Raw genomic sequence first — 17,358 nt, 5'->3', positions numbered from 1 at the left:
CCATGGATCTTTCCATTGTCGTCCCCTATCTCGGCCTGCTCGCCAGCGGGTTCGGCTATACCGTGTTCTGCTGGCTGGCCGGGGCGCTCGGCGCGATGGCGCTCGGCCTGCCCATCGCCCTGTTGCGGATGTCGCCCGTGCGGTGGCTGCGCATCCCCGCCGTGCTGTACATCGAGGCCATTCGCGGCACCCCGCTCTTGCTGATCGCCTTCCTGATCTATGGCGGAGGGCCTGCCTTCGGCCTCCTGCTCGAGCCGCTGCCGGCCGGGATCCTCGCGCTTGCCCTTCATGCAAGCGCCTATTTCGCCGAGATCTACCGGGTCGGCTTCAACGCCGTGCCGCGCGGCCATGTCGAGGCGGCGGCGAGCCTGGGCATGTCCCCGGTGGCCACATTCCTGCGCGTCCAGCTTCCCGAAGCCCTCGTCGCGGTCACGCCGTCCATGGTGAATGCGCTGGTCGTGCTCAGCAAGGAAACCTCGATCCTGTCGATCATCTCGGTCCCGGATCTGACCTACGAGGTCCAGAAGATGGGCATCGAAACCTTCGCGTCCTTCGAATCCCTGTTTGCCCTGGCCATTGGCTACTGGGCGCTCGTGAGCGTCATCAGCACGCTGGGCGCGGCGTTCGAGCGGCGCGTCACCTTCCACATCCATGCGGCGAGATCCCAATGACCCAGCACATGGTTGAGATACGCCATCTCCACAAGCGCTTCGGCGCCGTGGAGGTCCTCAGCGACGTCTCGCTCACCGCGGAGACTTCCAAGGTGCTGTGCCTGATCGGGCCGAGCGGATCGGGCAAGAGCACCCTGCTGCGCTGCATAAATTTTCTGGAGCGCTATGAGGCCGGCGACGTTCGCGTGGAGGGCGAACTCGTCGGCTACGAGGAGCGCGGAGGCCAGCGGCGATTGGCATCGGGCGCGAAGCTCCGGCAGCAGCGGCGCAAGATCGGCATGGTGTTCCAGCAATTCAATCTCTGGCCGCACATGACCGCCATCGGAAATGTTGCCGACCCGCTGATCCGCGTGCGCGGGTTCTCCAAGGCGCAGGCCCGCGAAAGGGCGCTTGCGGTGCTGGAAAAGGTCGGGCTGGCCGCCAAGGCGGCCTCCTATCCGGCGAACCTGTCCGGCGGCCAGCAGCAGCGTGTCGCCATCGCCCGCGCGCTGGCGATGGAGCCGCATCTCATGCTGTTCGACGAGCCGACCTCCGCGCTCGATCCCGAACTGGTCGGCGAGGTCCTCCAGGTCATGCGGGCCCTCGCCAGTGAGGGCATGACGATGGTGGTCGTTACCCACGAGATGGGTTTCGCGGCGGGCGCCGCCGACAAGATCGCCTTCCTCGACAAAGGCCGCATCGTCCAGTGCGGCCCACCCGACATCCTGCGCAAGAGCGACGAGCCGAGGCTGCGGCAATTCCTGCAGACCTATCACGAGCGCAACGACTTCTAGAGTGGCCTAATCTCATGCCCTACCCGCACGTGCAGATCAGCGACGTCATCCTTCGCGATGGGTTGCAACTCGTCCGCTCGGTCCTCCCGACGGAGGACAAGAAGCGCATCGTCGACGCCCTCTACGGGGCCGGGCTGCGTCACCTCGACATCACCAGTTTCGTGCCGCCGGCGCGCTTTCCGCAGTTCGCCGATGCGTCCGAGATCGTCGCCCATGCCCGCCGCTACACCGACCTCGACCTGTCGGCCTTCGCACCAAACCCGAAGGGCGCCGAGCGCGCCGCAGCGGCTGGCGTGAATGCGATCAGCTTCGTGGTGTCGGTGAGCGAGAGCCACAACCGGGCGAATGTGAACCGCACCACGGACGAGCAGATCGCCGCGGCCCGCGAGGTTCGCGCCTTTCTGAACGGCCGCGACGGAGAGCCGGTACGGCTCGTCCTGGCGCTGGCGACAGTGTTCGGCTGCTCGATCGAGGGCGAAATAGCCGTCGACGCGGTCGCTCGCCTTGCCGTCGAGGCGCGCGCGGCCGGCGCCGACGAGATTTGCCTTTCCGATACGGTGGGCTACGCCGACCCGGTGAGGGTGCGGCAGGTGATCTCCGCCGTGCGCGCGGCGGTGGGAACCGATATCCCGCTTCGCCTGCACCTGCACGACACCACCGGAACCGGCATGGCCTGCGCCTTCGCGGCCATGGAAGAGGGCATCACCCTTTTCGATGCATCCCTTGGCGGATTGGGCGGCTGCCCCTTCGCGGCGGGGGCCTCCGGCAACATCTCGACGGAAGATCTTGTCTACCTGATGGAGCGATCCGGCATCTCCACCGGCATCGATCTCGAGGCGCTGCTCGCGGTCACCGCGCTTCTGCACGCAGGTCTTCCCGCTGAGCCGCTGGCCAGTCACCTGTTCAAATCCGGCCTTCCCAAGAGCTATGGAGCGCACCGATGACCGTGGGAGCCCTCAAGGGACTAAAGGTTATCGAATTCTCCCAGATGATCATGGGGCCGTGCACCGGCCTGATCCTCGCCGATCTCGGCGCCGATGTCGTGAAGGTCGAGCCGGTCAAGGGTGACCGCACGCGCTATCTCCCCGGACTGGCCGCCGGCTTCTTCGACACGTTCAGCCGCAACAAGCGGTCAATCGCCCTCGACATGAAATCCGAGGAAGGAATGGACATCGTGCGCAAGCTCGTCAGCGACTGCGACGTTGTGATCGAAAATTTCCGTCCGGGGATGATGGCCGATCTCGGCCTCGGCTACGACGATTTGCGGGAGTTCAATCCGGGGCTGATCTATTGCTCGCTGAAGGGCTTCCTGCCGGGCCCCTATGAACACCGCACCGCGCTCGATGAAGTTGTGCAGATGATGGGCGGCCTCGCCTACATGACAGGGTTGCCCGGCCGCCCGCTACGCACCGGGGCGTCGGTCAACGACATCATGGGAGCGATGTTCGGGGTCATCGGCATTCAGAACGCGCTCCTCGAACGCCGCCGGACGGGCAATGGCCAACAGGTGCAGTCCTCGCTGTTCGAGAACACCGCCTTCCTGATGGCTCCGGCCATGCTGGCCGAGGTGATCACCGGCGAGCCTGCCACGCCGTTTGCGATCACCGAGCGCCCCTGGCCGGCCTACGACCTCTTCGATCTGGCGGATGGCTCGAAGCTGTTTGTCGGCATTGTCGGCGATGAGCAATGGCGTGCCTTCTGTCAGGCCTTCGGCTTCGAGGCCTGGCTGTCCGACCCTGACTTCGCGACCAACCATCTCCGCCAGAAGGCGCGCTCGCGCATTCTGCCCGCAATCCGCGAGGCCTTCCTGTCCCGCGACGCCGCGGACGTCGCCTCCACCGTCGAGCGTATCGGGCTGCCCTTCGCGCCTCTTCGCACGCCGATCGACCTGCTCGATGACGTCCATCTCAACGAGTCCGGGGCCATGATTCCGATGCAACTGCAGAGCGGTATCGCGTCCAAGCTGCCCGCCCTGCCGCTTATCCTCGACGGCCAGCGCCTGACCGGCACGACGCCTGCCCCAACGGTAGGGGAACATTCCAGGGATGTTCTTCGAGCATTGCATTTCGATGAGGCCGCTATCGAGGCCCTGCTTTCCAGCGGGAAGGTGGCGGCCCCGGCCCTCGCCGGCCAACGCACGACAGAAGGCGCCCGGTGATGCGGAACGAATCGGTCTCCAACGGGCCCGGCGGCCAACGCCCACATTGCCGCGCTGCCGGCCTGCGACGCCGGCATGAACGCGGCACAAGCTCGACAATTCCATCCTGACGAGCGTGTCGACCGTCTTGCCGTCGTTCTTGTCCGGGGTCACGGAGGGCTAGGAGGCGTCCCTGTCGGGGTTGCCGCCCCAGCCGGCTGCCATACCGATCCGATGCTTGACCGGATCGACCTCTCCCTTCGGGCCGAAAGCGTGGGTGAAGCTGCCGGAAGCAGCGGACAGCGCTTCAAGCGCCTCGCGGATCTTCGTCTGTCGAGCAAGGCCCAAGTTCGGGGTTTCGAACCTTCCGACGGACGTCTGCTCCACCTTCAAGGCATCCCGCAGGGCGTGAAACTGCGCGAGGTCCTTGGCGTCGTTGGGGGCGACGAGGAGACGGGCCGCTCGAAGCCCGTAGCGGGTGCCGATCTCATCCCTGGTGAGCGTCGTGCGGCCCGGCTCGCAGACCGGCATCCTGCTGGCCGAACATGCCGTTTCTGTCGGGCCCGCATACCGCCTGGATCCGCCTGCCGATCAAGCTGCTCAGCCTCACCAACCGCTCGACCGCCAGTTTTGCGCCGCCGCGCGACACCGAGGACGGTCTTTCGGGCTACAACATCGTCGAGCTGCTCAAGCCGATGCTACCGGCCTATTTCGACGAGGGCACCACAGCCCTTGCCGACGTTGCGGAGATCGCCGGTGTCAGCACGCCGCGCTTCAACGCAGGCTCGCCCCGGTCGGCCTGTCCTATTCGGACATACTCGACACCTCCACGTACGAGAATGCGAGCCAGCGGCTTCGCGACACCGATTGCCGGATCATCGATGTCGCCTTGTACAGACATCGGATCGAAATCCCGGCTGCTCCAGACGCCGGCATCGGGTGATGGTGTAAACTCGGCGCCCAGTTTGGGACTGAAATGGCGGAGACGGAGGGATTCGAACCCTCGAGGCCCTTTTGGGGGCCTGCTCATTTAGCAAACGAGTGCCTTCAGCCTCTCGGCCACGTCTCCAGCTGGGGGACTCTCCCTTGGTTGCCCAAGGGCGTCATCCAGCGGCGCTCTGTCTAGGTTTCCGACGCCCCCGGGTCAAGGGCAAAGGCAGCGGCACCCACTGCCCATTGTGACAGCGCTCACGCTTGCCCGCGCTGGCCGAACATCACCTTCTGCGCTTCCTTGTCCGTGGCGATGTCGATCCGGCCACGATCCTCGGCATTCACCGACATGCCGCGCCGGACGCCGGGGCGCGCCAGCACGCGCTCCAGCCAGGCCGCGAAATGGGGAAATTCGGCGATAGTCTGCCCCTGCCGCTCCCACAGCTTCGCCCAGCCGATGCAGGCCATGTCGGCGATCGAGTAGTCGCCGGCGATGAAGGGGCGGTCGGCCAGGCGCTTGTTCAGCACGGCGTAGAGCCGGTGCACCTCGTTGGTGTAGCGGTCGATGGCGTAGGCAATCTTTTCCGGCGCGTAGATGCGGAAATGATGCGCCTGACCCGCCATCGGCCCGAGGCCGCCCATCTGCCAGAACAGCCACTGGTCCACCTCGACCCGGCCGCGCTCGTCGGCGGGATAGAACAGGCCGGTCTTGCGCCCGAGATATTGCAGGATGGCGCCGGATTCGAAGATCGAGATCGGCAGGCCGTCCGGCCCTTCCGGATCGACGATCGCCGGCACCTTGTTGTTCGGCGAGATGGCGAGGAAGTCCGGCTTGAACTGCTCGCCCCGGGCGATATTCACCGGCACCACCTCGTAGGGCAGCCCGCACTCCTCCAGCATGATGCTGATCTTCCACCCATTGGGTGTCGGCCAATAGTAGAGCTGGATCGGTTTGGTCTGAAGCTGAGCCATGGGTTAGCCTTCCGCCGCCACACCCCTCGGGGCGTCTTTACATCAGAACTAGGACCGCTGCGGCCCACTGGCAAGCCGACCCACCGGAGCGGCATGTTCCGGCCTCGCCCAATGGTGCCGGACGGGTTAGGGTTTGCCGCGCCAGGATGGCCCGAGCCGCCGCCAACCCCGTGATTTTCCGGCCTTGTCGCCGCCCGGCCGCGGGGGACGGGGCCAGCGCCCCAGGGAGCAGATGTCGCTGTGAAACGCCCGGTTCCCCCTTCGGCCCGCCGCCGCCCCGCGCCGCGCCTCGCGCTTGCGGCACTGATTCTCGCCAGCCTGCCGCTTTTGGCACCCGGCGCGCAGGCGCAGGCGCCCTCCCCGGCCAAGCTGTGCGCCGACCGCTGGAACGAGATGAAGGCCAAGGGCCAGACCGGCGACCAGACCTATCGCGATTTCGCGCAGACCTGCATGGCGCAGGTCAATCAGGGAGACGCGAAGCCTGATGCGGGGGGTAGTGCCCCGCCGCCCGGCGCTTCCTCCGCCCATCCGCCGTCCACCGGCGGGCAACGCCCGCCCACCGGCCCGGCCGCGGCCGCGGCGCAACCCTCGATGAAGCAGTGCGCCGACCTGTGGAACGAGATGAAGACGAAGAACCAGACCGGCCGCCTCACCTATCGCGAATTCGCCCAGCAGTGCCTCGCCGGTTCGCCGGGCGCCGAACAGCAGCCTCCCGAGGCCGCCCGGACGCGCAGCTCGGTGCCCAGCGTGGGCACGCGCCCGGCCGCGACGCCGGCTCCGGCGCCGCCGCCCGCGCTCCAGCAGCCGCCCGGCGAGAATGACCGCGCGGCGCTCGAGCGCTGCAATGGCGAATGGCAGGCCTACAAGGCGCGGTACAATCTCTCCGGCGCCAAGGCGTGGCACGTCTTCATGGCGCGCTGCCTGCCGTGAGCCGGCGGGCTGGCCCTCAGCCCTTGTCCGCGAGGTCGATCTTGAAGCCGTCGAGCCGCTTCTCGAAGCCGGCGCGCTCATAGAAACGGTGAGCGTCGAGGCGCTGCTTGTTCGAGGCAAGCTGCAGCGAGCCGGCACCGCGCCGCCGCGCCTCCTCGATGGCAAAGGCCATCATCGCGCTGCCCACGCCCTGCCCCCGCGCATCCGGGTGCACCTGCACCGCCTCGGCAATGGCCAGCAATGCGCCGTGGCGGGTCAGCGCGCGCATGAGGGTGATCTGGAAGGTGCCGAGCACGCGCCCGCCCACGCGCGCCACGTAGAGGGTCGTGCGCGGATCCTCCGCGATCTCCGCGAAGGCTCGCTCGTAATCGGGTCGGTCGGCCGGGTCCGCGCTGTCGCGCACGCCGAACCTGGTTTCGAGCGCGAGGATGCCGACAATGGCCGGCAGGTCGTCCCACCGGGCCTCCTCGATGCATACGGAAAGCGACACGACGCGACCCCGGCCCGAAGGCTGGAGCCTTTCCGCTGAACTACCGCTCACGGAAAGGCTCCAACCTGTTGTTCAAAAATGTTTTCCCGACGCGAACCGCAATCCGCGCCCGAACGCGCCTAGATGCCGAGCTTGGCCTTGAGCAGGTCGTTCACCGCCTGCGGATTGGCCTTGCCGCCGGTCTGCTTCATTACCTGGCCGACGAACCAGCCCAGCATGGTCGGCTTGGCCTGCACCTGCGCCACCTTGTCGGGGTTGGCTTTGATGATGGCGTCCACCGCCGCCTCGATGGCTCCGGTATCGGTGACCTGGCGCATGCCGCGGGCCTCGACGATCGCGCGCGGGTCGCCGTCCTTTTCCTCGCCGATGATGAGGAGAAGCACATCCTTGGCGATCTTGCCGGAGATGGTCTGGTCGGCGATGAGGTCGACAAGGCTGGCGATCTGCGCCGGGCGGATATGCGTCTCGGCCAGCGGGAGGCCGACCGAGTTGGCATAGGCCGACACGTCGCCCATAATCCAGTTCGCTACCGCCTTGGCGTCGCGCGTGGCGCCGGCATGAGCCACCGCCGCCTCGTAATAATCGGCCGTCGCCTTCTCGGCGACCAGCACGTCCGCGTCATAGGCCGACAGGCCATACTGGGTCACGAAGCGCGCCTTCTTCTCGTCCGGCAGCTCCGGCAGGTGCGCGGCGAGCTCGGCGACGAAGGCGTCGTCGAATTCGAGCGGCAGCAGGTCGGGATCGGGGAAATAGCGGTAGTCGTGCGCCTCTTCCTTGGAGCGCATGGAGCGCGTCTCGCCACGGCCAGGGTCGAACAGGCGTGTTTCCTGGTCGATCTTCCCACCATCCTCGAGGATGCCGATCTGCCGGCGCGCCTCGGTCTCGATCGCCTGCCCGATGAAGCGGATGGAATTGACGTTCTTGATCTCGCAGCGCGTGCCGAAATCATCGCCGGGCTTGCGCACGGAGACGTTGACGTCCGCGCGCAGCGAGCCCTTTTCCATGTCGCCGTCGCAGGTGCCGAGATAGCGCAGGATGGTGCGCAGCTTGGTCACATAGGCCTTGGCTTCTTCCGACGAGCGCAGATCCGGGCGCGACACGATCTCCATCAGCGCGACGCCCGAGCGGTTGAGGTCGACCAGAGACTGTGTCGGGTGCAGGTCGTGGATCGACTTGCCGGCATCCTGCTCCAGATGCAGGCGCTCGATGCCGACCTCGATCTGGCCGTCCGCCGTATCGACCAGCACCACGCCCTCGCCGACGATCGGGTCCTTGAACTGGCTGATCTGGTAGCCCTGCGGCAGGTCGGGGTAGAAATAGTTCTTCCGGTCGAACACCGAGCGGTTGTTGATCTGCGCCTTCAGGCCGAGGCCGGTGCGCACCGCCTGCTTCACGCATTCGGCGTTGATGACGGGCAGCATGCCCGGCATGGCCGCGTCGACCAGCGAGACATGGCTGTTCGGCTCACCGCCGAATTCGGTGGAAGCGCCGGAGAACAGCTTGGAATTGGAGGTCACCTGCGCATGGATCTCCATGCCGATAACCACTTCCCAGTCGCCGGTCGCGCCCTTGATCAGCTTCTTCGGGTCGGCGGGGCGGGCGTGCATGTTCATGGGGCGGGCCTCGTCAGAACGCGGTTTGTCGACCGTTTCCCTACTCCGTGCACCGCACAGCCGCAACCGCCGCCGCTCCTTCGCGCTGTGCCGGGGCGTCGCGATGGCGTATCGATCCCGGCGCGCTGCGTGAAATTCCGCGAAGGAGCCGTGCATGTTCAGTCTCGACGCGCTGGAGGACGCCCTCCGGCAGGTCCACGAGGTTTTCCCCGGCACAAACCAATATGCCTGGCCGCTGCTGGGCCAGCGCGCTGGCGCGGATGTCTGGGTGAAACACGAGAACCACGCGCCGACCGGCGCCTTCAAGGTGCGTGGCGGGCTGGTCCATCTCGCCCGGCTGGCGCGCGAGGGCGGAGCGCCGCACGGAATCATCTCCGCCACGCGCGGCAATCATGGGCAGTCCCTGGCCTTCGCCGGTCGCCGCTTCGGAATGCCCGTCACCATCGTCGTGCCACACGGCAACAGCGCGGAGAAGAACGCCGCGATGGTCGCGCTCGGAGCCCGCCTCATCGAACATGGCGAGGATTTCGATGCCGCGCGCCAGCACGCCAAGGCGCTCGCCGCGCGGGACGGGCTCGCCTTCGCGCCGTCCTTCCATCCCGACCTCGTTGTCGGCGTGGCGACCTGGGCACTGGAACTGTTCCGCGCCGCGCCGCCGCTCGACGTGCTCTATGTGCCCATCGGCCTGGGCTCCGGCATCTGCGGCGCAATCCGCACCCGCGACCTGCTCGGGCTGAGCACCGAGATCATCGGCGTGCAGAGTGCCCATGCGCCGGCCTATGCGCTCTCGGTGGCGGCCGGCCGGCTGATCGAGACCGCCAGCGCCGACACGAAGGCCGACGGGCTCGCGGTGCGCATTCCTGATTCGGCAGCCCTCGACATGATACGGGCGGGCGTGGCGCGCATGGTCACGGTGAAGGATGACGAGGTGGCGGAGGCCATCCGCATCTATTGGACCGACACCCACAATCTGGCGGAGGGCGCCGGCGCCGCGCCGCTCGCCGCGCTCCTCCAGGAAAAGCACCGTCTCGCCGGCAAGCGGGTGGGCGTCGTGCTGTCGGGCGGGAATATCGACCTCGCCGTCTTCCGGGACTGGGTGGCGAACGGGCACCCCGCTCCCTAGCCGGCTTGCGCCAGATCAAGGCGCGGGCGACGCCCCCGTCCATTCTGCATCGGACACAGGAGGCACCCATGCGCGTGGACACGATCGACGAACGTCTGGCTCTTTTCCGCCACATGATGGAGCACGCCGGCCTGACGCCGGAGGAGCCCTCGCTGGCGGCCGATGAACTCGCCGCAGCCGCCCAGCGCTGCCTCGGCTGCCGCGTGGCGGGCGAGTGTCGCTCCTGGCTCGGCGATGTTCCGCCGGAGCAGCCGCTCCCCGGCTTCTGCCGCAATGCCGAGCCTTTCCGGGACTGGGTGTGCCGGCAGGTGGCGGCGGAAGTCGCCTATCTCGACGATTCCATCGGACGGCTCGAAGCCGCCCGCGCCGCGGAAGACCGGGACGGGATCGCCGTGTAGCGCGGCAGACCGGGCAGCCTCAGCCGAGCCGCTCGTTCTCGTAGGCGATCACCCATTCGATCAGCACGCGCCAGAGCTTTTCCACCAGCTCGGGCGGCACGCCCCTGGTCTCGGCCGTTGCCATCACCTTCTCGACCACGTCCTCGACGCGCTCGGGCAGAAGCGCGGCGAGGCCTTCCGCCTGTTTCACGGCGATGACGTGCTTCACCACCTCGAAGCGGCGCGCGAGCAGATCCACCAGTTGCGCGTCGATGATATCGATCTCCGCCCGGAAGGGGGCGAGGCAGCGCTCGTTATCGGGCAGCACGCGGGCCATCACCGCCACCACTTGTCCGTCACGTCGAAGCGGCCGGCGGCGTCCTCGATCACCTGCGCCAGCGAGAACAGGCTCTCCTCGCCGAACGGGCGGCCGATCAGCTGCAGGCCGAGCGGCAGCCCTTCCGAGGAAAGCCCCGCCGGCACGGCGATGCCCGGCAGGCCGGCCATGTTCAGCGTCACGGTGAACACGTCCTGCAGATACATCTCCACCGGATCGCCGCTCGACTTCTCGCCGATGCCGAAGGCAGCCGATGGCGTCGCCGGGGCGAGCACGGCGTCGATGCCTTCGGCGAAGGCGTTCTCGAAGTCGCGCTTGATCAGCGTGCGCACCTTCTGGGCTTTGAGGTAATAGGCGTCGTAATAGCCCGCCGAGAGCACATAGGTGCCGATCATGATGCGCCGCCGCACCTCGGCACCAAAGCCGCTCGCGCGGGTCTTCTCGTACAGCTCGGCAATGTCCCGGCCCGGCACGCGCTCGCCATAGCGCACGCCGTCATAGCGCGCGAGATTGGAGGAGGCTTCCGCCAGCGCCACGATGTAATAGGCCGGCAGCGCGTATTTGGTGTGCGGCAGGCTGATCTCGACCACTTCCGCCCCGGCGTCGCGCAGCATCTGCGCGCCCTTGTCCCACAGGCTGACGATCTCGGACGACATGCCCTCGACGCGGTATTCGCGCGGGATGCCGATGCGCTTGCCCTTCACCGAGGCGCCCACCGCCGCCTCGTAATCGGGCACGGCGAGGTTGGCGCTGGTCGAATCCTTGGGGTCGTGCCCGGCCATGGAGCCCAGCAGCAGCGCCGCGTCGTTCACCGAGCGGGCAATGGGGCCGGCCTGATCGAGCGAGGAGGCATAGGCGATGATGCCCCAGCGCGAGCAGCGGCCATAGGTCGGCTTAATGCCGACCGTGCCGGTGAAGGCCGCCGGCTGGCGGATGGAGCCGCCGGTGTCCGTGCCGGCCGCCGCCGCGCAGATATGCGCCGCCACCGCCGCCGCCGAACCGCCGGAGGAGCCGCCGGGTACCAGCGGCTGGGTCGACCCGCCACGCCGCCACGGGTTCACCACCGGGCCGAAGGCGCTCGATTCGTTGGACGAGCCCATGGCGAACTCGTCCTGGTTCAGCTTGCCGAGCAGCACCGCGCCATCGCGCCACAGCTGCGAGGTGACGGTCGACTCATAGGGCGGAACGAAATTGCCGATGATGTTCGAGCAGGCCGTGGTGCGCACGCCATTGGTCGCGAACATGTCCTTGATACCGAGCGGAATGCCCTCCAGCCGGCCGGCCTCGCCCTTGGCGATGCGCTCATCGCTCGCCCGCGCCATGTCCAGCGCCCTCTCGGGCGTGGCGAGCACAAAGGCGTTGAGCGCGCCGGCGGCCTCGACCGCCTCGACATAGGCGCGGGTCAGTTCGGTGGCGGTGAAGTGGCCCTGCGCCAGCCCCTCGCGGGCGGCGGTGACGGTGAGACGGGTCAGATCCGACATGGGGCTCACTCCACCACCTTGGGAACGGCGAAGAAGCCGTCTTCGGCGAGCGGGGCGTTGGCCAGCACGCGATCGGGATAAAAGCCGTCATCGACCACGTCCGCCCGCAGCGGCAGCTGCATGGGGATGACGCTGGTCATCGGCTCGACATCGGTGGTGTCCACCTCGCCGAGCTCGTCCACGAAGGCGAGAATGGCGTTGAGCTCGCCCTGGAGATGGGCCACCTCGTCCTCCGTCACGGCGATGCGCGCCAGATGCGCCACCCGCCGGACCGTCGCCTGATCCACCGACATCCGAAATCCCAGTTCATCTGAAAACAGACGCGCCCTATAGCAGGCGGGCACGGCGCCCCGCAACGCGCAGCGCCGGGCTTCGGTGGAGATCGATGCGGGGAGAGCCTGGGCCGGGGGCAAAAACATCCCGGCACAGGCTGGATTCGACGACGGGCCCGGCCCGGTTCAGGCCGGAACCCGCATCAGTCCGGTCCCCGTCGAGTATTCACCCGATTCAAGGACCGATCGCGCGTCAGGACTTCGCCTGCTTCAGGCACGGGGCGGCCGCTTCGGCATTGGCGCGAGCGGTGTTGCGGTCCATCTGGCCGGACATGACCATCGGCTTCACCACATCGGTGACGACGGTGCGCGGGTCGCCGCCCGCAACGACCTGATCAACGGCGGCGGCATAGATGCTCTGCGCGCCGGGCGGCAGCGCGGCGGCGCAGGCATCGCCGGCGGCGCGGTTGGCATAGGCGGCCGAGCCGGCAGCCAGCAGCGCGGCGAGGCAGGTTGCGCCGAGGACGCGGCGGGCAAGACGGGTATGCATGTCGTTCACGATGTTCACTCCCTTGGGGTCGAAAAACTCAGCGCAGTCCGGGGCCGTTGACCGGGCCTCCGCCATTCACTCCGGGACCCGGCCGTGCCACGGCGCGGGCATTGGCATTGACGCCGGCGGGACCGGCCACGCAGCCCGCCGGGAATCCCGGCCGCGTGCAGGCGACCGCCGCGCGCGCCGCCGGGGCGCCCGCGCCGGCAACGCAGCCGACGGGGAAACCGGGCCGCGTGCAATAGACAACGGCGCGAGCTGCCGGCGCCCGGGTGGCCACCGCCACGCAGCCTGCCGGGTAGCCCGGGCGCGTGCAGTAGATCACCGCCGCCTCGGCGGGCGTATCGGCGAAAGACAGGGCCGTTGCGGTCAGCAGCAGCGCACCGGCAAACCACCGCATCGCACGAACCGGACGAACCGTAACGACGTCGGAAAGGGTCATCTGGGCTTTTCCTTCAACTGCTCCGCACCGCAAGTGGTGCGCATATTCGGGGGGCGAGGTTCGGGCGCAATGTCGATTTTTGGTCTCATTTCGCCTAACGTGAGGCCATGATTTCCATCGGCACGGCGTCATATTCAACACATACCACGATTGCTCCGGGCAGGACCCCGCCGGAGCAGCTGGACGAGTGTGCCCGGCTACGGGCGCATGCGCAGTTTCCCGAGATCGCGCGCCGGACCGTCGCCGCCCTCGAGAGCGGCTACCGCCGGCAGTTCCTGCTGGCGCGGCTGCTGAACGACCGGGCCCGCATCACGCTCGCCATGCTCATGCTCGACATGCATTTCGAACCGGCGGACGCACCGGGCCTGACGGCGGGTCGGCTCAAGGACGAGGCGGTGCGACTCGGGCTGTGCAGCCCGGGACGGGTCGCCGCGGTCCTCGCCTTGTGCCGCCTGCGGCGACTGGTGGAACCCGCGCTCGATTCGGACCGACGGCGCAAACGGCTCAACGTGACCGATCGCCTGCTCAACCTCCACCGTGACCGCTGGCGCGTCATGATGAACGCCCTGGCCGCCCTTGCCCCCGAGGGCGCCATCGGGCTGGCCCGACTCGACGATCGGGCGTTCCTCGCCCCCTACGTCGCCGTGCTGCTGCGCCCCTTCCGCCGCGGCTGGCGCCTCGTCCACGACGCGCCCGTCCTGGAATCGTTCATTGAGCGCGACGGCGGGCTGGCGATCGCCTTCGCCCTGTTCGAGGCCGCCCATACCGGCGAGGCCCTCACCGCTGCCCATCTCGCCCGCGCCTACCGCCTCTCGCGCTCGCACGTCGCCGACATACTGGTCAAAGCTGCGGCGGCCGGGCTGGTGACGCGCTGCGATTCGGGCCCCCTCGGACGATCGGGGGGGCAGATGGCGACGCCGGCGCTCGTCGAGGGCATCGAAACCTTCGTTGCCACCGTATTGGCGATACAGGTCATCGCGGTGCGCGAAGCCATGGCGTTCAGCGGCGATGCCCAGCCCGCCCGGCTCGAAGAACCCGACGCCGACGCGGCGGAATAAGCGCGGGGCGTGGGTCCAACGCCCCGGCTCAGCCCAGCCGCTTCTCCAGCGCCAGCCGCAGGCCGAAGGCGATGAGGATGCCGCCGGTGAGCGCATCCAGCCCCCGCGCCACGCCGGGCCGGCGCAGCAGACGCGACAGCGGCCGGGTCGCGAGGATCAATGCGGCAAACCACGCAATGCCCATCACCGCATGGATGGACGCCATGATGACACTCATGAGCGGCACGTTGACGCCCGCCGGCATGAATTGTGGCAGGAAGCTCACATAGAAGACGCCGACCTTCGGGTTGAGCAGATTGGTCATCAGCCCGCGCAGGAACCAGTTGGCCAACCCATTGGCCGACCCGTTTCCCGATCCGCTTACGGATGGCCCGGCGGGGGCGGCAAGGCCGGGGGCGCCGCCGCGCACCGCGTTCGCCAGCAGGCCGATGCCGAGATAGAATAGATAGATGGTGCCGGCGAACTGAAGGATCGTGTAGGCAAGTTCGGAAACGGCGAGCACCGCGCCGAGCCCCAGCCCGGCCATCGCTCCCCACAGCACCGAGCCGGTGGAGATGCCGAGCCCGGCCTGAAAGGCCGGCCGCCCGCCCTCCACCGCCGCCGTGCGCAGCACCAGCGCCGTATCGAGGCCCGGCGTGAGGGTGAGCAGGGCGGCCGCGAACGAGAAGGCCAGCAGGGCGGTCGCGATGTCCATGGCGGTCTCCGGGTCGGCGGCTTCGATCGGGAGTGTTAGAGCATTTCCCGATCGCCGCACATTACCGGGTCGGGAAACACGTCCGGTTTTCCGATCGGACGCACCCGTCCCGCCGGCCGGTCAGAGCCGGGCGAAGGGCGTCGCGACGTTCTTCTCCGGCACCACCACCGTCGCCTCGCCGCCTACCAGCGTCGTGAAGCGGTCGGCATTGGCCTCCAGCAGGCCGAACGTGGCGTAATGCGCGGGAATGATGGTCAGCCCGCCGAGATAGCGCGTCACCGCCAGCGCCGCCGATTCCGGGCCCATGGTGAAACGGTCGCCGATCGGCACGATCACCACGTCCGGCTTGTGCAGTTCGGCGATCAGCGCCATGTCCGAGAACAGGTCGGTATCGCCCATGTGCCACACGGTCGGCTCGCCCGGCGCCTTCACGACGAGACCGTTGGCATTGCCGAGATAGACCGACGCGCCGTTGACGATCATCCCCGAGGAGTGATCCGCCCGCACCATGCTGATGGCGAAGCCGTCGAGATGGATGGTGCCGCCGGTGTTCATCATTTCCAGCTTGGCGACGCCCTGCGTGCCGAGCCAGCTGGCGAGGTCCGCATTGGCCACCACGGTGGCGCCCGTCCGCTCGGCAATGGCCACCGTGTCGCCGACATGGTCGCCATGGCCATGCGTCAGCAGGATATGCGTCACGCCAGCGGTGGCCGCCTCGACACTGCCGGTGAAGGCCGGATTACCCGTGAGGAAAGGGTCGATCAGCACGACCTTCTGCGCGAATTCCAGCCGAAAGGCCGCATGCCCGAACCACGTGATCTTCATTGCCATTTCCTCGCGAATGTCGGCGGAGAGTCGGCGGCAAGATAATGCGGCTCCCTCGCCGCACAAGGCGCGCCTTGCCGACCCGCCCGTTGCACCGGCCCGCCCGTTGCAATTGCCGGAGAAGTGGCTTTGCCGCGGCAGGCGTGCTAGGCGCTCGCGCCATGCCAGCCCCCATCCTTTCCGTCACCGACGCCGCCCCTCTCCTGCCCCCGCGCGGAGGCCTGATCGGGCTCGACCTCGGCACCAAGACCATCGGGGTGGCCAGTTGCGATCCCGAGCGCCGCCTCGCCGCGCCGGTGGAAACCATCACCCGCAAGCAGTTCACCCCCGATGCCGCGCGCATCCTCGCGCTGGGCGCGGCGCGGGGGGCGGCGGGCTTCGTCATCGGCCTGCCGGTCAACATGGATGGCAGCGAGGGGCCGCGCGCGCAGTCCTCGCGCGCCTTCGCCCGCAATTTCGCGCGGCTCACCGAACTGCCGATCATCCTGTGGGACGAGCGGCTCTCCACCGCCGCCGTCGAGCGGGACATGATCGCCATGGACATGAGCCGCGCGCGCCGGGCGGAAGTGGTGGACCAGCAGGCCGCCACCTTCATCCTGCAGGGCGCGCTGGACCGGCTGCGGCACATCGCCGGGCAAGGTGGCGCCGCTCCCGATAGGGCCGGCCAGGACGACGGCAAACTCGGCTGACCACGGAGAACCCAATATGTCGGCGGTGCTCGGTGCGCTGGTTCCGGTGTTCCTCATCATCGCGCTCGGCGCGGCGCTCAAGCGCGGGCTGCTGCCCGAGGCCTCGCACTGGATCGCGCTAGAGCGGCTGACCTATTACGTGCTGTTCCCGGCGCTGCTCATCGTCAGCATCTCGCGGGCGAGCCTCGGCAATGTCGCGGTGCTGGAAGTGTCGATCGCCCTGCTCGGCTCGGTTTGCCTGCTCGGCCTCGTGGTGAGCCTCCTGCGTCGGCCGCTCACGCGTGGGCTGGGTTTGACCGGGCCGGGCTACACGTCACTGTTCCAGGGCGCGCTGCGCTGGAACACCTATATCGCGCTCGCCGTCTCCGGCACGCTCGCGGGGCCGGCGGGGCTCGCCGTCGCGGCGGTGGGGCTGGCGGTGCTGATTCCCTCGCTCAATGCCATGAGCGTGCTGGTGCTGGCCCGCCATGGCGAAAACAGCGTGGCGGGCACCCGCAGCCTGCTGCTGCAACTGGCGCGCAACCCCTTCATCTGGTCCTGCGCCATCGGCGCGGCGATCAACGCCCTGGCCGTGCCCATCCCGCCGGTGATCGTCACATTCGGCGACATTCTCGGGCGCGCCTCGTTGGCGCTGGGGCTGCTGGTGGTGGGCGCGGGGCTTCGGCTGGGCGACCTGCGGCGCCCGCGCCCGGCCACCTGGTTCACCTGCCTTGTCAAGCTCATCGCCCTGCCGGCGGTGGCGGTGGCGATCGGCTTCGCGCTCGGGCTGAAGGATGTCGACCTGATGATCGTCGCGGTCGGAGCTTCGGTGCCCTCAGCGCCGAACGGCTATGTGCTCGCCCGCCAGATGGGCGGTGACGCGCCGCTGCTGGCTGAAATGCTCACCGTGCAGACGCTGCTCGCCGCGCTCACCATGCCGGTGGTGATCGCCATCGTCAGCCATCTCTGACACGCGAAACGGGCGGCACGCGGCCGCCCGTCAGGTCTGATCACG

The 17,358-nt window shown here is 68.1% G+C and carries 21 protein-coding genes and 1 tRNA gene; 10 read left to right on the top strand and 12 right to left on the bottom strand.

Annotation, left to right across the window (positions count from 1 at the left end):
- The first annotated feature begins 2 nt into the window (after nt 1–2).
- From FHS55_RS08805 to FHS55_RS08790, 4 genes are read left to right on the top strand one after another with little or no spacing between them, the layout of a single operon-like run.
- Entirely contained in the window at nt 3–671 is a 669-nt protein-coding gene (locus FHS55_RS08805; RefSeq protein ID WP_183189363.1) for an amino acid ABC transporter permease, read from the top strand.
- On the top strand, nt 668–1,444 hold the full coding sequence (locus FHS55_RS08800; RefSeq protein WP_183189362.1) for an amino acid ABC transporter ATP-binding protein: 777 nt from the start codon (nt 668–670) through the stop codon (nt 1,442–1,444). Before FHS55_RS08805 ends, FHS55_RS08800 begins: the two co-directional genes overlap by 4 nt.
- 14 nt (nt 1,445–1,458) lie before the next feature.
- Complete coding sequence (locus FHS55_RS08795; RefSeq protein WP_183189361.1) at nt 1,459–2,388, top strand: hydroxymethylglutaryl-CoA lyase; 930 nt, start codon at nt 1,459–1,461, stop codon at nt 2,386–2,388.
- The gene (locus FHS55_RS08790; protein ID WP_183189360.1) at nt 2,385–3,602 is read left to right on the top strand and encodes a CaiB/BaiF CoA transferase family protein; all 1,218 of its coding nucleotides are present in this window, start codon (nt 2,385–2,387) and stop codon (nt 3,600–3,602) included. Before FHS55_RS08795 ends, FHS55_RS08790 begins: the two co-directional genes overlap by 4 nt.
- A gap of 159 nt (nt 3,603–3,761) precedes the next feature.
- Here the strand turns inward: FHS55_RS08790 and FHS55_RS08785 are convergent, their stop codons facing one another.
- The 3 genes from FHS55_RS08785 to FHS55_RS08775 all read right to left on the bottom strand — a co-directional run bounded on the left by FHS55_RS08785 (nt 3,762) and on the right by FHS55_RS08775 (nt 5,483).
- Entirely contained in the window at nt 3,762–4,112 is a 351-nt protein-coding gene (locus tag FHS55_RS08785) for a hypothetical protein (RefSeq protein WP_183189359.1), read from the bottom strand.
- A 446-nt stretch (nt 4,113–4,558) separates the two neighbouring features.
- Nucleotides 4,559–4,650, bottom strand: a tRNA-Ser gene (locus FHS55_RS08780).
- Between the two features lie 119 nt (nt 4,651–4,769).
- Nucleotides 4,770–5,483, bottom strand: a complete 714-nt coding sequence (locus FHS55_RS08775; protein ID WP_183189358.1) for a glutathione S-transferase family protein — start codon at nt 5,481–5,483, stop codon at nt 4,770–4,772.
- A 240-nt stretch (nt 5,484–5,723) separates the two neighbouring features.
- Here FHS55_RS08775 and FHS55_RS08770 point away from each other — a divergent pair, with 240 nt between their 5' ends.
- Nucleotides 5,724–6,413 carry a hypothetical protein gene (locus tag FHS55_RS08770; RefSeq protein ID WP_183189357.1) on the top strand — a complete coding sequence of 230 codons (690 nt, stop codon included), beginning with the start codon at nt 5,724–5,726 and terminating at the stop codon, nt 6,411–6,413.
- 16 nt (nt 6,414–6,429) lie between these two features.
- Here the strand turns inward: FHS55_RS08770 and FHS55_RS08765 are convergent, their stop codons facing one another.
- Both FHS55_RS08765 and gatB read right to left on the bottom strand, forming a co-directional pair.
- On the bottom strand, nt 6,430–6,903 hold the full coding sequence (locus FHS55_RS08765; RefSeq protein WP_343056077.1) for a GNAT family N-acetyltransferase: 474 nt from the start codon (nt 6,901–6,903) through the stop codon (nt 6,430–6,432).
- 119 nt (nt 6,904–7,022) lie between these two features.
- Nucleotides 7,023–8,516 carry an Asp-tRNA(Asn)/Glu-tRNA(Gln) amidotransferase subunit GatB gene (gatB, locus tag FHS55_RS08760; protein ID WP_183189355.1) on the bottom strand — a complete coding sequence of 498 codons (1,494 nt, stop codon included), beginning with the start codon at nt 8,514–8,516 and terminating at the stop codon, nt 7,023–7,025.
- A 154-nt stretch (nt 8,517–8,670) separates the two neighbouring features.
- Between gatB and FHS55_RS08755 the strand changes: the two genes are divergently transcribed.
- Both FHS55_RS08755 and FHS55_RS08750 read left to right on the top strand, forming a co-directional pair.
- A complete protein-coding gene (locus FHS55_RS08755) occupies nt 8,671–9,639 on the top strand; it encodes a threonine dehydratase (RefSeq protein ID WP_183189354.1) in 969 nt (322 codons plus the stop codon).
- A gap of 68 nt (nt 9,640–9,707) precedes the next feature.
- Nucleotides 9,708–10,037 carry a DUF6455 family protein gene (locus FHS55_RS08750; RefSeq protein WP_183189353.1) on the top strand — a complete coding sequence of 110 codons (330 nt, stop codon included), beginning with the start codon at nt 9,708–9,710 and terminating at the stop codon, nt 10,035–10,037.
- Nucleotides 10,038–10,056: 19 nt separating this feature from the next.
- On the opposite strand, the gene FHS55_RS08745 is transcribed toward FHS55_RS08750, so the two are convergent.
- The 5 genes from FHS55_RS08745 to FHS55_RS23420 form a co-directional block, all read right to left on the bottom strand.
- Nucleotides 10,057–10,353 (bottom strand): chorismate mutase, encoded by a 297-nt coding sequence (locus tag FHS55_RS08745; protein WP_183189352.1) that lies wholly within the window; start codon nt 10,351–10,353, stop codon nt 10,057–10,059.
- Complete coding sequence (gene gatA / locus FHS55_RS08740) at nt 10,353–11,834, bottom strand: Asp-tRNA(Asn)/Glu-tRNA(Gln) amidotransferase subunit GatA (RefSeq protein ID WP_183189351.1); 1,482 nt, start codon at nt 11,832–11,834, stop codon at nt 10,353–10,355. The genes FHS55_RS08745 and gatA overlap by 1 nt, the downstream gene beginning before the upstream one ends.
- A 5-nt stretch (nt 11,835–11,839) precedes the next feature.
- On the bottom strand, nt 11,840–12,127 hold the full coding sequence (gene gatC, locus FHS55_RS08735) for an Asp-tRNA(Asn)/Glu-tRNA(Gln) amidotransferase subunit GatC (RefSeq protein WP_183189350.1): 288 nt from the start codon (nt 12,125–12,127) through the stop codon (nt 11,840–11,842).
- A gap of 232 nt (nt 12,128–12,359) precedes the next feature.
- On the bottom strand, nt 12,360–12,656 hold the full coding sequence (locus FHS55_RS08730) for a hypothetical protein (protein WP_183189783.1): 297 nt from the start codon (nt 12,654–12,656) through the stop codon (nt 12,360–12,362).
- A 37-nt stretch (nt 12,657–12,693) separates the two neighbouring features.
- Nucleotides 12,694–13,098, bottom strand: coding sequence for a hypothetical protein (locus FHS55_RS23420; protein WP_246339996.1), 405 nt, complete (start codon nt 13,096–13,098; stop codon nt 12,694–12,696).
- A gap of 107 nt (nt 13,099–13,205) precedes the next feature.
- On the opposite strand from FHS55_RS23420, the gene FHS55_RS08720 reads away from it, so the two are divergent.
- Nucleotides 13,206–14,156 (top strand): hypothetical protein, encoded by a 951-nt coding sequence (locus FHS55_RS08720; RefSeq protein ID WP_246339995.1) that lies wholly within the window; start codon nt 13,206–13,208, stop codon nt 14,154–14,156.
- A gap of 28 nt (nt 14,157–14,184) precedes the next feature.
- On the opposite strand, the gene FHS55_RS08715 is transcribed toward FHS55_RS08720, so the two are convergent.
- Together FHS55_RS08715 and FHS55_RS08710 are read right to left on the bottom strand one after the other, a co-directional pair.
- On the bottom strand, nt 14,185–14,850 hold the full coding sequence (locus tag FHS55_RS08715) for a LysE family translocator (protein WP_183189349.1): 666 nt from the start codon (nt 14,848–14,850) through the stop codon (nt 14,185–14,187).
- Nucleotides 14,851–14,970: 120 nt separating this feature from the next.
- Nucleotides 14,971–15,675, bottom strand: coding sequence for a metal-dependent hydrolase (locus tag FHS55_RS08710; RefSeq protein ID WP_183189348.1), 705 nt, complete (start codon nt 15,673–15,675; stop codon nt 14,971–14,973).
- A gap of 161 nt (nt 15,676–15,836) precedes the next feature.
- On the opposite strand from FHS55_RS08710, the gene ruvX reads away from it, so the two are divergent.
- Together ruvX and FHS55_RS08700 are read left to right on the top strand one after the other, a co-directional pair.
- The gene (gene ruvX, locus FHS55_RS08705) at nt 15,837–16,364 is read left to right on the top strand and encodes a Holliday junction resolvase RuvX (protein WP_183189347.1); all 528 of its coding nucleotides are present in this window, start codon (nt 15,837–15,839) and stop codon (nt 16,362–16,364) included.
- Between the two features lie 16 nt (nt 16,365–16,380).
- Entirely contained in the window at nt 16,381–17,313 is a 933-nt protein-coding gene (locus FHS55_RS08700) for an AEC family transporter (RefSeq protein WP_183189346.1), read from the top strand.
- Nucleotides 17,314–17,358 lie beyond the last annotated feature (45 nt).

The organism is Ancylobacter tetraedralis (assembly GCF_014195655.1).
Classification (GTDB): Bacteria; Pseudomonadota; Alphaproteobacteria; order Rhizobiales; family Xanthobacteraceae; genus Ancylobacter; species Ancylobacter tetraedralis.
The sequence above is the reverse complement of the archived record's forward strand: the minus strand, read 5'-3'. Positions and strand labels throughout refer to the sequence as shown.